Below are 13917 nucleotides of genomic sequence, written 5' to 3' on the forward strand. Positions count from 1 at the left end.
CGAGGGCGAGATAGGGTTGGAACTCTCCGCGGCTTCTCCTCGGCGAATTTGACTGGCGGTAAAATTGCCATGGGCCTTCTCGCATGGCATCTGTTCACCCGCCGACACAGCGGGGCGGCGAGGGCCATCGCCGAGCGGGAGATGGCAGACGGGATCCCAGCGGTGGAAATCATCCAGGGCGGCTCGCCCCCGAGGTGGTGGCATCGACGCTGGACACTTCTTCGTCCGGCGAAATACCAACGATACACAGGAGACACATGAAAAAGATTGTCATGCTGATGATGTTGGTCCTGCCAGCGGGAGCCAATGCCTTCATCAACCAGATCACCAAGCTGAATTCCGATACGAACCGGCAGCTGGCCTTCTGCGGCAAGAGCTACGACCTGACCGGCGTCACCAGCTGCAGCGCGTCGACCATTACGAACCTGCTGGCGCAGCTCAGGACGGATTACGGGACCTTTGGAATCCAATACGATCCGCTGACGGGGCAATACAACGCCAACGTCGGCAATGGGTACGACCCGTATTTCTGTGATTGCCCCGCTCCGTACATCCTGACGCCGAACTCGTTGGTGGTCTCGTGCACCAACCACGTGACCGGGCACATCAACGGTCAGCCGAACATCACGGGGGTGATGGTCAAGATCGAGGGAGGATGCAGCCAGCGGCCGCCGACGCCTCCGCCCCCGAGCGACGCGGGCACTCCGTCGTGTACGATGGCGACCTGGCGGCACTCGGGGATCGTGGTCAGCAATTACACGTCTCCCACCTATCTGGGTCAGGTCTCGATGCCGGGGCTGACGACGTCGAGCCACACGAATCAGTTCGCGGACTGTGCCGCGGCGAGATCCTTCACCGATGCGTGGATCACGGCGAACTACAGCCAGATCGTCCAGATCGCGACGCAGGATGCGACGTCCGCCGGAGCGTGTCCCGCGGGGACCGTCACGCAGGTCGCCGACAAGAATACGATCCTGGATCAGTGCATCCCCAGCCCCGGCTCGAACCCGACCGGGGATCTCCGCTTCAGGGTGTGGAACTACCCCGTGCCCGTCATGTGCTGCATCTAGCCGGCGCTTCCGCTCCATGAGCGAGGAGCGGGGGCTCGTGCTCCGGGGACCTATACGCCGGGTGCCGAGGGTCGTTCGGAAGACGGACGCGCCATTTCAGGCATCACGGCACCTCCCGCTTCCCGCTGGCGCGCGGTCCGTTCGCTCCGGCGGCGCAGGCCTTCCATCATCTTCCGCTGCATGATCAGGTGGGGGAGGGTGATGAGGCTGGAGCCGAAAGGCCCCGCCTGCCGTGGGCTCACGCGGATGCGCACGAGCAGGCGGGTATTGTCCGTGTCGAGCGGCTGCACCACGAAGGCCCAGGTGAGGTCCTCGTTGCCGAGCACGAAGGCACGGCCCGAGTCCACCCGCAGCACGCGCCATTGTTCATCTGGGATGATTGGATCGCCCGGCTTCGGTTGCTGGTACTCCGGGAGGATGCGCTCGGCGCTGTGCACGGGGAGCCCCACCAGCCGCTCGAGCCAGTCGTAGCTGTAGAAGCCTCCTCGCTCTCCCCCACCTATCTGCGCCAGCCATGGCCAGACATCCTCGGGGCGTGCGCGGAGGGTGATGGCATGGGTGAGCTCCAAGGCTCCTCGAAGGGGAATCAACTCATCCCCTGGCAGGGACTGCAGTTCCTCCTGCCGGGTGGCGCCCAATCTCTGCATCCTCGAGCGCAGGAAGAGCCGGTACACCCAGGGGATCAGCGCTCCTCCGGCCGCCAGCTTCCAGATGGGACGGCCACTGCGCCGCCCCTGCTCCCAGGCCGCGGCCGATGCGGCCAGCACACTCGCCGCCACCATCCCGTCCAGGACCAGCGAAGGGCCGAGCATGATGGCCGAGGCCCTCAACGCTGCCCATCCCTTCATGCGTGCATTCTGCTCGGCGGCCATCTCGCTCCTCCCCGTTTGTATTTCCCACCGCAGGCTGTCCATGGGCAGCGGGTGCGACAAGCTGCCCCTTCGTGTCGGTGGATGGCACTGCCCGAGACAGGGGCCTCGCTCGCGGCGTGGCGACCCCTGCCCGGGCGGACGAGGCGGACGTCCAATAAGGCAAGGGAGAGGCCGCAAGCGTTCGCCGGGTGACGGGCAAACCTGACCTCGCTCGCGAGCGCTCGCTGACGGTGTCTAGGCTGGCGAGCCGCGTATCCGTCCCTCTGTTCCAGGAGGCCGTATGGCCGAGGTCGCTCCACCCGAAGCCGAGAGGGAACGCTTCGTCCTGTCCGTGGACGGACTCGAGGCGCTGCTGGTGGCGCTGCGGGGCGATGGCTGGCGGCTGATGGGTCCCACCGTGCGGGACGGTGCCATCGATCACGCGGAGATTCGGGGCGTGGCGGATCTGCCCCGGGGCATGACGGAGGTGCAGGAGGCGGGCACCTACCGGCTGGCCCGGCGCGAGGATGGGGCGTTCTTCGGTTACGCGGTGGGTCCCAGGTCCTGGAAGCAGCTCCTCTTCGTGCCGAAGCTGCGGCTCTTCCGCGCGCACCGCCAGGAAGACGGCTTCCAGGTGGAGCCGGAGTCCACCGAGCCTCCCCGGCTGGCCCTCATCGGCGCGCGTTCTTGCGACCTGCACGCCATCGCCGTCCAGGACCGTACATTCCTGGAGGGGCCCTACAAGGACCCCGACTATGCGGCGCGCCGCGAGCGGCTCTTCGTGGTGGCGGTGAACTGCGGGCAGGCGGGAGGCACCTGCTTCTGTGTGTCGATGCGGACCGGCCCTCGCGCCACCTCCGGCTTCGACGTGGCCCTCACCGAGTTGCTCGAGGGCGGACACCGTTTCCTGGCGGAGCCGGGCAGCGAGCGCGGCGCGGCATTGCTGGCGCGCGTGGGAGCCATCCCCGCCCGGGAGCCAGACGCGCGGGCCGCGGACGCGGTGGTGGAGCGCACTGCCCAAAGCATGGGCCGCGCCATGGACACCACGGACATCAAGGGGCTGCTCTACCGCAACCAGGAGCACCCGCGCTGGGACAACGTGTCCGAGCGCTGCCTGGGGTGCACCAACTGCACCCTGGTGTGCCCCACCTGCTTCTGCTCCTCGGTGGAGGACACGACGGACCTGGTGGGGGGCGTGGCCGAGCGCTCGCGGCGCTGGGACTCATGTTTCACCCTGGACCACTCCTACCTGCACGGCGGCAGCGTCCGTCATTCCATCCGCTCCCGTTACCGGCAGTGGCTCACCCACAAGGTCGCGAGCTGGTGGGATCAGTTCGGCACCTCGGGGTGCATCGGCTGCGGGCGCTGCATCACCTGGTGTCCGGTGGGCATCGACATCACCGAGGAGGTGGCCGCCATCCGCGCCACCGATGGCGCCCGGCCCGGGGCGTGAGAGGAGACGACTCATGGCATCCTCCCTCCCGCCCATCGAGGAGCACCCCTTCCTGCGCGGGCTCTCCCCCGAGCAGGTGAAGGCCATCGCCTGTGACGTGCGAGAGGTGTCCTTCCCCGCGGGGGCCCTGCTGCTGCGCGAGGGGGACGAGGCCCGTACGCTCTTCCTGCTGCGCTCCGGCCGGGTGTCGTTGGAGCTGAACGTTCCCGGGCAGGGGCCCCGCCAGCTCGAGACGCTGAAGGCGGGCGACATCCTTGGCCTGTCCTGGCTCTTCCCTCCGTACCGCTGGCACCTGGACGCGCGGGCCGTGGAGCCCGTGGAGTCCTTCGCGCTCGACGCCTCGTGTCTGCGCGGCCCCAGTCCCGAGCACCCCGTGTTGGAGCCGGCCCTGGCCATGCGCCTGCTGCGCCAGCTCTACGAGCGCCTGGAGCGCGTCCGCATGCAGCGGATGGATCTCTACAAGGTGGGCCCATGAGCACCGGCGCCCTCCCCACCGCCGGCCCGATGATGCCCGAGCCCCTGCGCGTGCGGAGCCTCCGCCGCGAGACGGCCGACACGTTCACGGTGTCTCTGGATGTGTCGGAGCGTCCCGGCGGCTTTCCCTTCCAGCCGGGCCAGTTCAACATGCTGTATGCCTTCGGGGTGGGGGAGGTGCCCATCTCCATCAGCGGAGATCCGGCGCGCCCGGGCGAGCTCCTCCACACCGTGCGCACGGTGGGCGCCGTCACCGAGGCGCTCCGCCGCGTGGGGCGGGGAGGGCGGATGGGCGTGCGGGGCCCCTATGGCCGGCCGTGGCCCCTGGAGGAGGCCCGGGGACTGGACGTGGTGGTGGTGGCCGGAGGGCTCGGTCTGGCCCCGTTGCGCTCCGCCATCCTCCACCTGCTGCGCCACCGCACGGAGTACGGCCGGGTGTCGCTGCTGGTGGGGGCCCGCTCGCCGGAGGGCCTGCTGTACCGCCGCGAGCTGGCCCGCTGGCAGGAGGATGCCCGGTTGAAGGTGCTCGTCACCGTGGACCAGGCGGGCCCCGAGTGGAAGGGACACGTGGGCGTGGTGCCCGCGCTGCTGCGGGACGTGGAGCTGGAGCCCTCGCGCACCGTGGCCCTGATGTGCGGGCCCGAGGTGATGATGCGCTTCACCGTGCGCGAGCTGGAGCGCCAGGGCGTGCCGGACTCGCGCATCCACCTCTCCCTGGAGCGCAACATGAAGTGCGCCGTGGGCTTTTGCGGCCACTGCCAGCTCGTCCCGTTCTTCGTGTGCAAGGACGGGCCGGTGCTCCCCTATGACCGGCTCCGGCCCTTCATCAACCCGCGCGAGGTGTGAGATGGCCCGCCGGAAGAAACCCTCGCTCGCCGTCTGGAAGTTCGCCTCGTGCGACGGGTGCCAGCTCACCCTGCTGGACCTGGAGGACGAGCTGCTCGCGCTGGCCGACGCCGTACACATCGCGTACTTCGCCGAGGCCACCAGCACGGCGCTGAAGGGACCCTACGACTTGTCGCTCGTGGATGGCTCCATCACCACCCCCGCGGACGCCGTGCGCATCCGCGAGGTGCGGCGCGCGTCCCGCTACCTGGTGAGCATCGGGGCGTGTGCCACGGCGGGCGGCATCCAGGCGCTGCGCAACTTCCGGGACGTGCGCGAGTTCCTCTCCACCGTCTACGCGAAGCCCGAGTACATCGAGACGCTGGCCACCTCCACCGCCATCGCGGACCACGTGCCCGTGGACTTCGAGCTGCGGGGCTGCCCCATCGACAAGCGGCAACTGCTGGAGGTGCTCAGCGCCTTCCTGAACGGGCGGCGGCCCAACATCCCGGCCCACAGCGTGTGCGTGGAGTGCAAGCTGCGGGGCAACGTGTGCGTGATGGTGACGGGCACGCCCTGTCTGGGGCCGGTGACGCACGCCGGCTGTGGCGCGCTCTGCCCCACGTACCACCGCGGCTGCTACGGCTGCTTCGGACCCATGGAGGCACCCAATACGCCCTCGCTGGCACGGGCCTTCCAGGCCGCGGGGCGCTCGGAGACGGAGCTCGTCCGCTCCTTCCGCAACTTCAACGCCAACGCCCCCGCCTTCCGCGAGGAGAGCGAGCGCCATGACGAATAAGACGCGCACCCTCGACGTGAACTACCTCACGCGCGTGGAGGGCGAGGCCTCGCTCACCGTCCGCCTGGAGGGCGACAAGGCCACGGACGTGCGCCTGGCCATCTTCGAGCCGCCCCGCTTCTTCGAGGCCCTGCTGCGCGGGCGCGCGTACCTGGAGGCGCCCGACATCACCTCGCGCATCTGCGGCATCTGCCCGGTGGCGTACCTGATGAGCGCCTGTCTCGCCGTGGAGGACGCGCTGGGCGTGACGGTGGAGGGGCCGCTGCGCTCGTTGCGCCGCCTCCTCTATTGCGGCGAGTGGATTGAAAGCCACGGGCTCCATGTCTTCCTGCTGCACGCGCCGGACTTCCTCGGCTACCCGGACGCGCTCTCCATGGCGAAGCAGCATGGCGAGTGGGTGCAGCGGGGCCTGCGCATCAAGAAGGCGGGCAACACGCTCGTCGCGCTCATGGGCGGCAGAGCCATCCACCCCATCAACGTGCGCGTGGGCGGCTTCTACAAGGCCCCCACCCGGGCCGAGCTGGAATCGCTCCTCCCCGAGCTGCGCTGGGGGCGCGACGCCACCGCCGAGTCGCTGGCGTGGATGGCCCGCTTCTCCTTCCCGGAGCTCGAGCGCGCCTACGAGTTCGTCTCGCTGCGCCACCCGAGCGAGTACCCGATCCTCGGGGGGCGGGTGGTGTCCTCGGAGGGGTTGGACATCGACGTGCGCGAGTGGGATGCACACTTCGTGGAGGAGCAGGTGCCGTACACGCATGCGCTGCACGCGCGGCGCGTGGGGCGGGGTGCCTACCTGTGCGGCCCGCTGGCCCGCTTCAACCTCAACTTCGACCGGTTGCATCCCTCCGTGCAGGAGGCCGCCCTCAGGGCGGGGCTGTCCGTGCCGTGCCGCAACCCCTTCCGCGCGTTGCTCGTGCGGCTGGTGGAGATGCTCCAGGCCTTCACCGAGGCCATCCGACTCGTCGAGGAATATGGGGAGCCCACCGTGCCCCACGTGGACACGCCGCCCCGGGCGGCCACCGGGTACGGCGCCACCGAGGCCCCGCGCGGGTTGCTCTACCACCGCTATACGCTCGACGCGGACGGCACCCTCCTGGATGCCCGCATCGTCCCGCCCACCTCCCAGAACCAGCGCTCCATCGAGGATGATCTGCGCGAGCTGGCGCCCCAGCTCGCCTCACGGGCCCATGCGGAGGCCACCCGGCTGGCCGAGCAGGCCATCCGCAACCACGACCCGTGCATCTCCTGCGCGACGCACTTCCTCACCCTGAAGGTGGAGCGGACATGAGCGGACGGGTACGTGTCATCGGGCTCGGACAGGCGGCGGCCGGCGACGACCAGGTGGGGATCGCCGTCATCGAGCACCTGCGTGCGCTAGGCGCCCCCGAGCGCCTGGAGCTGCTCCTGGCGCCGGAGCCGAGCGCGCTCCTGCCCCTGCTGGAGACGCCGGCCCCGGTGGTGCTGGTGGACGCGGTGCTGGCGGCTCCGGCGGGCGAGGTGCTCGTGCTGGAGCCGGACGAGCTGGAGCAGCGGGGTCTCTCCACGATGTCGACGCATGGGCTCGGGGTGGCGCAGGCGGTGGCGCTGGCGCGGCTGCTGTCGCCCTCGGGAGTGTCGCCGTCCATCCGCATCGTCGGGGTGAGCATCTCCCGGCCGGAGCGCTTCCGGCAGGGGCTGTCGCCCGAGGTGGCCGCCGCCGTCCCGCGTGCCGCCGAGCAGGTGCTTCGTGCCGTCTCTTCGACACAGGAGTGTAGCCATGCATGAGTCCACGCTTGCCCGGCAGGTGCTCGAGACCGTCCTCCAGCGAGCCGCCTCGGATGGAGCCTCTCGCGTCCGCGTGGTGCGGGGCTGGGTGGCGGAGACCGAGTCCCTGTCCGCCGACAGCCTGTCCTTCCATTTCACCGCCCACGCCCGGGGCACGAGCGCGGAAGGGGCCCGGCTCCTGCTGAACCTCATCCACGTGGAGGCGCGCTGCCGGGCCTGTGGCCGCACCTATGCTCCCGAGCACCACCTCCTGTTGTGCCCGGGGTGTGGAAGCACCGATGGGGAGCAGCTCGGGCGGACGGGGCTGGCCATTACCTCCATCGAGGTGGAGTAGGGGATGGTGAGGCGGGCCATCACCGTGCACGGGGTGGTACAGGGCGTGGGCTTCCGGCCCTTCGTCCATGCCGCCGCCACGGCTCGGGCACTGGCCGGCTGGGTGCGCAACCGCACCGATGGCGTTCGCATCGAGGTGGAGGGGCCAGCGCCCGCGGTGGAGGAGTTCGTGAGGGTCCTCTCTCGCGAGGCTCCTCCCGCGGCCCGCCTCACCCGGGTGGAGGTCTCCGAGGTGCCCCCACGGCACGAGCGCGCCTTCCTCATCCTCGAGAGCGATCCGGACGCACCCCCTCGGCCAACCGTGCCCGCGGACCTGGCCACCTGCCCGGAGTGCCTGGCGGAGGTGGCCTCGCCCGGGGAGCGGCGCTTCCGCTATCCGTTCACCAATTGCACCCGCTGCGGGCCGCGTTGGACGCTCATCGAGTCACTTCCCTATGACCGGCCGCGCACCTCCATGAAGGGCTTCGCGCTCTGCGCGGCCTGCGCGGCCGAGTACCGAGACGTGCGGGACCGGCGCTTCCATGCCCAGCCCATCGCCTGCCCCGCGTGTGGTCCGCGCGTGTCATTGCTCGCCCCGGATGGCTCGCGGCTCGCGGAGGACGAGGCGGCGCTGCGGAGCGCGGTGGAGACGGTGCGCGAGGGCCGGGTGCTCGCGCTGCGGGGGTTGGGAGGCTTCCACCTCCTGGTGGATGCCACGAGCTCCGAGGCCGTGACACGCCTGCGCCAGCGCAAGCGCCGTCCGGAGAAGCCCTTCGCGGTGATGTTCCCCTCGCTCCAGGTGCTGCGCTCGGTCTGCGAGGTGTCCCCGGAGGAGGCCGCGGTGCTCACCTCTCCGGCGGCGCCCATCCTCCTGCTGCGCAGGCGCCAGCCCGGACGGGCGGAAGTGTCCGTCGCGGAGTCCGTGGCCCCTGGCAACCCGTGGCTCGGGGCGATGCTGCCGTATACGCCGCTGCACGGGTTGTTGCTCGAGGCGGCCGGCCGGCCACTGGTGTGCACCAGCGGGAACCTCTCCGACGAGCCTCTCTGCATCGGCCCGGAGGAAGCCCTGGCGCGGCTGCACGAGGTGGCCGACTGCTTCCTGATGCACGACCGGCCCATCGTCCGCCCCGTGGATGACTCCGTGGCGCGCATGACGCCCGAGGGGCTCCAGGTGCTGCGGCGCGCCCGGGGGTACGCGCCCCTTCCCCTGTCACTCCCGGAGGCTCCGTGCCTGCTCGCGCTCGGCGGGCAGTTGAAGGGCACGGTGGCCCTCTGCGTGGGCGAGGAGGTCGTGGTGAGCCAGCACCTCGGGGACCTGGGCTCTCTCGAGGGCTCTCGGCTCCTGGCGCGGACGGCGGAGGACCTGCTGCGGCTCCTGGAGGCGCGTCCGGTGGCGCTCGCGTGCGACCTCCATCCGGACTACGCGTCCACGCGGCTCGCCGAGCGGCTCTCGGGTGAGTGGGGAGTGCCCCTCGTGCGCGTGCAGCACCACCACGCCCACGTCGCGGCCTGCATGGCCGAGCACGGACTCTCGGGGCCGGTGCTCGGCCTCGCCTGGGATGGCGCCGGGCTCGGGACGGATGGCACGTTGTGGGGTGGGGAAGCCCTCGTCGTGGAAGGGGCCGGGTTTCTCCGTGTGGCTCATCTGCGTCCCTTCTCCCTGCCGGGCGGCGAGCGGGCCCTGCGCGAGCCGAGGCGGGCCGCGCTCGGGTTGTTGCACGAGGTGGAAGGGGCTGGGGCGGTCGCACATCTCCAGGAGTCCTTCACGGCGCGCGAGGCGGAGGTGCTCGTGACGATGCTCGAGCGGGGCCTCCAGTCACCGAGGACCACCAGCATGGGCCGGCTGTTCGATGCCGTCGCCGCGTGCTCCGGCATCCGCATGCAGGCGGGCTTCGAGGGGCAGGCGGCCATGGCGCTCGAGTTCGCCGCGGGGGCAGGGGAGGCGGAGCCCTATCCGCTGCCACTGGGAGACGGAACGCCCGCGGTGGCGGACTGGGAGCCGCTCCTCCGGGAGCTCCTGGCCGACCGGAAGCGAGGCGTCCCATCGCCGCTCATGGCCGCCCGCTTCCATGCCGCGCTGGCCGTGTTGGCCGAGTCCATCGCGGTGCGCGTGGGCCTGCCGCGCGTGGTGCTCTCGGGCGGGTGTTTCCAGAACCTGCGTTTGCTGCGGGACGTGCGGGCACGGCTGCTCGCGCGGGGCTTCGGGGTGTTCTCGCCCCGGCAGTACCCTCCGAATGATGGCGGGCTGTCCCTGGGACAGGTCGCGGTCGCGGCTCACTCCTATCCGACGGGCCCCGTAGGGCGAACCACCTGACCTCCAGCGTAGTCCTCGGGCCCACAGGCCCGCTGATCACGATGCTCCGCTCCTGGTGATCACGATGGGCCGACGCGCGCAGCGTGCCGCTCGGCCACGCGGTAGAGGTGGGTGAGGGAGTAGTCCAGCAGCGACTGTCGAGAGCGCATGTAGTTGCGGGCCCGGACGAAGGGCAACCACACGCGGTTGCCCACGAGCACCTGGGCCTCCTCCAGCTTCTGGCGTGGAATCCACCTGCCGCCCAGGTTGCGCACCAGCACCTCACCCAGGTACGCGCCAATGGCGGGCACCGCGTGCTCATCAATGGCTTCCCGTAGGCGGCTCTTCGGGAATTCCTCGCGCCAGAAGTAGAAGTCGGCATCCGTGAGTGACTCGGGCTTAGCAGCGAAGACCGAGGGAACCTCTGAGTGCAGCAACGCCACGAGGTGCTCGGCGAGGGTGCTGTAGTGCTCGCGAGCGCGCTCCAGGTCCTCCACGTCGGTGGGAAGGGCGAAGTCAGCAGGGCGCCACTCCTCGGGCTCGGGTGGCTGCCATGCGTTGAACTCGGCAATCCTCCGCTGCCGCTCGTAACTGGCGGCGCGGTCCACTACACGCGAGAGGAGCGGGGCCATGTCCGGGGGGAAGCGGGGCTTCACGGGGGCCAGCATGGCACTGCGATCATGCAACGTGCGCAGAATAGTGTCGAAGTCGAGGTCCGGCCGGAGGTGTGCGTGGGCCCGAGCCTGGGCGAGCCGTGCCTCCTGGCTGGCGAAGTCTGCCACCGTGGGCCATGTCACCAGGAGGACGCTGCCGTTGGGCAACTCCTCGACCCGGTGGGCTGGGGTGGACAGCATGCGCTCGCGGCCCACCGTCTCCACCAGCTTGGGGCCGAAGACGTTGAGCCAGAACACCTCATAGATTTTGTCGAAGCCGTCTCTCTGTGACGCTTTTTCATCCCGCCCAAAATCAGGAGAGCCCGCCAAGCCCCTGTCAGCGACGCTGTGGGCTGCGGCATGAGTAACAGGGTAGTGAGAGGCCCAAGCTCGCACCATCTCCACGAACAGCCGGCAACGCTCCGCTTCCGAGAAGAATGCGAGTGGCTGCACCTCAAGCAAGATAGCGAGCTTGGGAGTAAGCGGTGGACAATTGAGCCTAGGCCACATCTCCAACGCGGGCCACGTCGTCCGGTAGAGGCCAATGGACGCTCCTCTTTCGTGACGCTTTTCCTCCAGCGCCTTCCAAAACGCGGAGCGGGAGTACTTGCGTCGACGCTTACCTTCGACGATTTCCGGCATCCACCCATCGGCGTATCGCTCGAGATCTCCAAGCAGAGGCTCCAACTCCCTCTCCAGTGGAGCTTGCTGGTCGAAAGCACCGTCAAATGTGAGAAGGAGGCTGTCCTCCAGGTTCGACAACTCCAGCACCTTCATTGGAACAGAACCTCCACGCCCGGGACGGCGTCTTTCGTTGCAGCGACAGCCGCTCTCAACCTGTCTGCGTTCAAAGGCTTGAGTTCGCCGCCCTCGTAAACCAGACGCACCCTCGGCACTTCCACCTCACCACCCTTCGGGAGAAGGGACTGTAGAGAATCCCGGCGGATGTCCAGCCTCTCTCCATACTTCTGCAGAGCTTCACGCGCATCCGCAGCCATCTGGGCTTCGAGAGCTGGACCTTGCAGTCTCGCAAGATCGCGGCTCTTGAAGCTGAAGGTCTCCACGCGACGTGGCCCTCCGCCGAGCGCGCCTTCCTCGATGACGAGCACATCCGCGAAGCGCAGGCCGGTGCCCGGCTTCCGCACGCCGACCTGGATTTCGAGGCGGGGTCTATCGAAATCCCCGAGGAGGCTGCGCTGGGCCCGAGGCTTCAGCGCGTCCGCTTGCAGCAGCTTCACCATGTCGCGCTCGAAGGCCATCCCCCGGGCAAACCACCCGCGCAACTGCTCGTAGGGCGCCCACTTCAGGGGGCCCTCGGCGGCCGTGCCACTCTCCACCTCCTTGAAGCGTTTGTTGTAGTAGTCCACGTACTCGCGCCAGCGGGGGCTGCCCTGGGCCTCGGGAGGTGGGGCTTCGAGGGAGGGGCGGTGCTGCTCCAGCACCTTCACGTCCTTGGGCAGGCGCGGGCCCGTGGCCTCGAGCTCCGCCGCCGCCAGCTTCGCCTCCACCACCTCCCGCGTGTGGCCCACCCCCTCATCCACCAGCGAGGCCAGGGTGCCCTGGCCCCGCGCAACGGGGGCTTTCCCATGAGGAGAGCGCGCGGCGTCATCCGCCGCGGTGGCGGCTTCTCCAGCGCCTGCCCCACTCGTCGCGAGAGGGGAGCCCGTGGCCCCAGGCCTGGCCTTGGACATGAGCGGCCTGGCCTTGGCCACACTCCCCCGAGCCTCGTACAGCGCCAGCGCGGCGTCCGCCCCGCCCACGGCCACGAAGCGCCCCGCCTCACGGCTCTCCCGGATGTAGCCTGCCAGGTCGCGCAGGCCCTGGAGGTTCATCACCCCTTGGAGCTGCCGCGCCGTCTCGGTCAGGGCCCGAAGCCGTGCTTCCGCGGCTTCCGCCCCGGTGCGCAGGCGCAAGCGCATGCCCGCGGCGCCTTCCCCCTTGGCGAGGTAGCGCACGCCCTTGTAGCCCCCGACGAGGGCCAGCACCAGCGCCGGTGCCGCCTCACGCGTGCCCTCCTCAATCTCGCCGTTCCAGAGCAACCACACGCCATGACCGGAGGTGGCGATGAAGTGGTAGCCGCCCAGCGGCACACCAAAGGTGACGTGGTCAAACGCACTCACCGCCATGTCGTCCGCCGAGGCGTTGAGCACCAGCTCCTTCTCGGCCTTCTCGAGGGCCTCCTGGTACTCTGGCGGCAGCTGGCCTCGTATGGGGAGGAACGCGAAATCCTGCCCGTCCATGGCCGCAGGTGAGCTGGAGAGCGTGTCCTCGCCAAGCCCGCGAATGCCTCGGCCCCATTGTGCGAGTGTGGAGCCGCGCTCCACACGGGCCGTGGGCTTCAGTCCCCGCTTCTCCAGTGCGGCCTGGAGAGCGGGCAGTCGCTCGAGGACTTCCTCCAACCGCCTCTCCTGGGCCAGCAGGAAGAGAATCTCCCTCACGTCATTGTCGTAGGCCGAGTCGACGACGTAGACGGAGAGGACCTGGGCGTTGAGGCGTCCATAGGCTCCGGGGGCCTTCTGGAGAAGAGAGGCGCGCTTCTGGTTGAGCAGGTGGGCAACGTCCTCGCGCGGCGGTCCCAGGCCACCGAGCCGTACGGCGCGCCAGTCGTCCAGGGCCTCCACCAGGCGGGGCATGTCCACCCGCTCCTGGAGGGCCAGGACTTCCCCGGGCGAGGTGCAGGTGAGGAAGGGTGCCAGCAATTCGTCACGGCTGGAGGAGAAGTCGGGCCAGCCGGGGGGCACGGCCTGCCCTCCGCACGAGGGCGGCTCCCGCGGGGAAGGCCCCGCGCTGGACTCCTCGGACGCGGGCGCCTCGCCCGAGCTCGCCAGGGCAGCCTCCCGGCCCAGTCCACGGGCGCTTCGGCGGCGGTGCAGCCGCTGCTGCGTGCCCGTTTCGGCGGAGAGGGCGTGCTCGCCCAGCTCGGTAGACGCGAGAGGGGAGGGGGCCTCGAGCGGGGACGCAATAGTCACCGTCTCTCGCAACGCGGGGAAGGCGCGGGAGCCCTCCGAGGTGCTGCCGCCCTGTCGGGGCGCCAGCGTGACGCAGCCGGTGGAGAGCAGCACGGCCCCCAGCAGCGCCGCCCACCTGGGCGCCCACGCCTCAGCGTGCATTGTCCACCCCCCAGGCCCAGCGAGGCGAAGGGGTGGGCGGAACAGTGGCTGGGGTGGGGGTCAACGCCATGGCGGCCAGTCTGTTGCCGGGGCGACGCACCGCGCAAGTCCACGCGGGCACGCAACCCGTGGGGAGAATCGCCACTCACTCGTTGACATCAATGAGTGGCGTGTGTGGATGGCCTACATCACTCGTTGACGTCAACGAGTGAGTCCTCCGGCGTCAGGGGAAGCTCACGGCCATCACGAGTCATCATGACGCCCCAACTCCCTGTCCCAGGCGTACAACTGCCCGTTCACCGCGTACTTGTAGGCG

General features: G+C 69.7%; 12 protein-coding genes. 9 read left to right on the plus strand and 3 right to left on the minus strand.

What is annotated here, in order from left to right; translation table 11 throughout:
* Positions 1–257: 257 nt before the first annotated feature.
* Positions 258–1070, plus strand: a complete 813-nt coding sequence (locus Q664_RS17540; RefSeq protein ID WP_152622150.1) for a hypothetical protein — start codon at positions 258–260, stop codon at positions 1068–1070.
* Between the two features lie 50 nt (positions 1071–1120).
* On the opposite strand, the gene Q664_RS17545 is transcribed toward Q664_RS17540, so the two are convergent.
* Positions 1121–1918 carry a hypothetical protein gene (locus tag Q664_RS17545; RefSeq protein WP_152622151.1) on the minus strand — a complete coding sequence of 266 codons (798 nt, stop codon included), beginning with the start codon at positions 1916–1918 and terminating at the stop codon, positions 1121–1123.
* A 304-nt stretch (positions 1919–2222) separates the two neighbouring features.
* On the opposite strand from Q664_RS17545, the gene Q664_RS17550 reads away from it, so the two are divergent.
* The 8 genes from Q664_RS17550 to hypF are packed head-to-tail and all read left to right on the plus strand — an operon-like array spanning position 2223 to position 9859.
* Positions 2223–3374 (plus strand): 4Fe-4S dicluster domain-containing protein, encoded by a 1152-nt coding sequence (locus Q664_RS17550; RefSeq protein WP_052518268.1) that lies wholly within the window; start codon positions 2223–2225, stop codon positions 3372–3374.
* 13 nt (positions 3375–3387) lie between these two features.
* Complete coding sequence (locus tag Q664_RS17555; protein WP_043396217.1) at positions 3388–3849, plus strand: cyclic nucleotide-binding domain-containing protein; 462 nt, start codon at positions 3388–3390, stop codon at positions 3847–3849.
* On the plus strand, positions 3846–4694 hold the full coding sequence (locus Q664_RS17560) for an FAD/NAD(P)-binding protein (protein ID WP_043396220.1): 849 nt from the start codon (positions 3846–3848) through the stop codon (positions 4692–4694). The genes Q664_RS17555 and Q664_RS17560 overlap by 4 nt, the downstream gene beginning before the upstream one ends.
* 1 nt (position 4695) lies before the next feature.
* A complete protein-coding gene (locus Q664_RS17565; RefSeq protein WP_043396224.1) occupies positions 4696–5472 on the plus strand; it encodes an NADH-quinone oxidoreductase subunit B family protein in 777 nt (258 codons plus the stop codon).
* On the plus strand, positions 5462–6757 hold the full coding sequence (locus tag Q664_RS17570) for a Ni/Fe hydrogenase subunit alpha (protein WP_043396227.1): 1296 nt from the start codon (positions 5462–5464) through the stop codon (positions 6755–6757). Before Q664_RS17565 ends, Q664_RS17570 begins: the two co-directional genes overlap by 11 nt.
* On the plus strand, positions 6754–7233 hold the full coding sequence (locus Q664_RS17575) for a hydrogenase maturation protease (RefSeq protein ID WP_052518269.1): 480 nt from the start codon (positions 6754–6756) through the stop codon (positions 7231–7233). Before Q664_RS17570 ends, Q664_RS17575 begins: the two co-directional genes overlap by 4 nt.
* Entirely contained in the window at positions 7226–7567 is a 342-nt protein-coding gene (locus Q664_RS17580; protein WP_043396230.1) for a hydrogenase maturation nickel metallochaperone HypA/HybF, read from the plus strand. The genes Q664_RS17575 and Q664_RS17580 overlap by 8 nt, the downstream gene beginning before the upstream one ends.
* 3 nt (positions 7568–7570) lie before the next feature.
* On the plus strand, positions 7571–9859 hold the full coding sequence (gene hypF, locus Q664_RS17585) for a carbamoyltransferase HypF (protein WP_043396234.1): 2289 nt from the start codon (positions 7571–7573) through the stop codon (positions 9857–9859).
* 59 nt (positions 9860–9918) lie between these two features.
* Here hypF and Q664_RS17590 read toward each other — a convergent pair whose 3' ends face one another.
* Both Q664_RS17590 and Q664_RS17595 read right to left on the minus strand, forming a co-directional pair.
* On the minus strand, positions 9919–11268 hold the full coding sequence (locus Q664_RS17590) for a hypothetical protein (RefSeq protein ID WP_043396237.1): 1350 nt from the start codon (positions 11266–11268) through the stop codon (positions 9919–9921).
* Complete coding sequence (locus Q664_RS17595) at positions 11265–13601, minus strand: hypothetical protein (RefSeq protein ID WP_043396240.1); 2337 nt, start codon at positions 13599–13601, stop codon at positions 11265–11267. Before Q664_RS17595 ends, Q664_RS17590 begins: the two co-directional genes overlap by 4 nt.
* Between the last annotated feature and the right edge of the window lie 316 nt (positions 13602–13917).

It is taken from the genome of Archangium violaceum Cb vi76 (genome assembly GCF_000733295.1).
Classification (GTDB): domain Bacteria; phylum Myxococcota; class Myxococcia; order Myxococcales; family Myxococcaceae; genus Archangium; species Archangium violaceum.

What these genes read in the sequence shown, in the direction of transcription:
- Q664_RS17540 (WP_152622150.1), top strand. Translation starts at nt 258, where the DNA reads ATGAAAAAGATTGTCATGCTGATGATGTTGGTCCTGCCAGCGGGAGCC.
- Q664_RS17545 (WP_152622151.1), bottom strand. Translation starts at nt 1,918, where the DNA reads ATGAAGGGATGGGCAGCGTTGAGGGCCTCGGCCATCATGCTCGGCCCT.
- Q664_RS17550 (WP_052518268.1), top strand. Translation starts at nt 2,223, where the DNA reads ATGGCCGAGGTCGCTCCACCCGAAGCCGAGAGGGAACGCTTCGTCCTG.
- Q664_RS17555 (WP_043396217.1), top strand. Translation starts at nt 3,388, where the DNA reads ATGGCATCCTCCCTCCCGCCCATCGAGGAGCACCCCTTCCTGCGCGGG.
- Q664_RS17560 (WP_043396220.1), top strand. Translation starts at nt 3,846, where the DNA reads ATGAGCACCGGCGCCCTCCCCACCGCCGGCCCGATGATGCCCGAGCCC.
- Q664_RS17565 (WP_043396224.1), top strand. Translation starts at nt 4,696, where the DNA reads ATGGCCCGCCGGAAGAAACCCTCGCTCGCCGTCTGGAAGTTCGCCTCG.
- Q664_RS17570 (WP_043396227.1), top strand. Translation starts at nt 5,462, where the DNA reads ATGACGAATAAGACGCGCACCCTCGACGTGAACTACCTCACGCGCGTG.
- Q664_RS17575 (WP_052518269.1), top strand. Translation starts at nt 6,754, where the DNA reads ATGAGCGGACGGGTACGTGTCATCGGGCTCGGACAGGCGGCGGCCGGC.
- Q664_RS17580 (WP_043396230.1), top strand. Translation starts at nt 7,226, where the DNA reads ATGCATGAGTCCACGCTTGCCCGGCAGGTGCTCGAGACCGTCCTCCAG.
- hypF (WP_043396234.1), top strand. Translation starts at nt 7,571, where the DNA reads ATGGTGAGGCGGGCCATCACCGTGCACGGGGTGGTACAGGGCGTGGGC.
- Q664_RS17590 (WP_043396237.1), bottom strand. Translation starts at nt 11,268, where the DNA reads ATGAAGGTGCTGGAGTTGTCGAACCTGGAGGACAGCCTCCTTCTCACA.
- Q664_RS17595 (WP_043396240.1), bottom strand. Translation starts at nt 13,601, where the DNA reads ATGCACGCTGAGGCGTGGGCGCCCAGGTGGGCGGCGCTGCTGGGGGCC.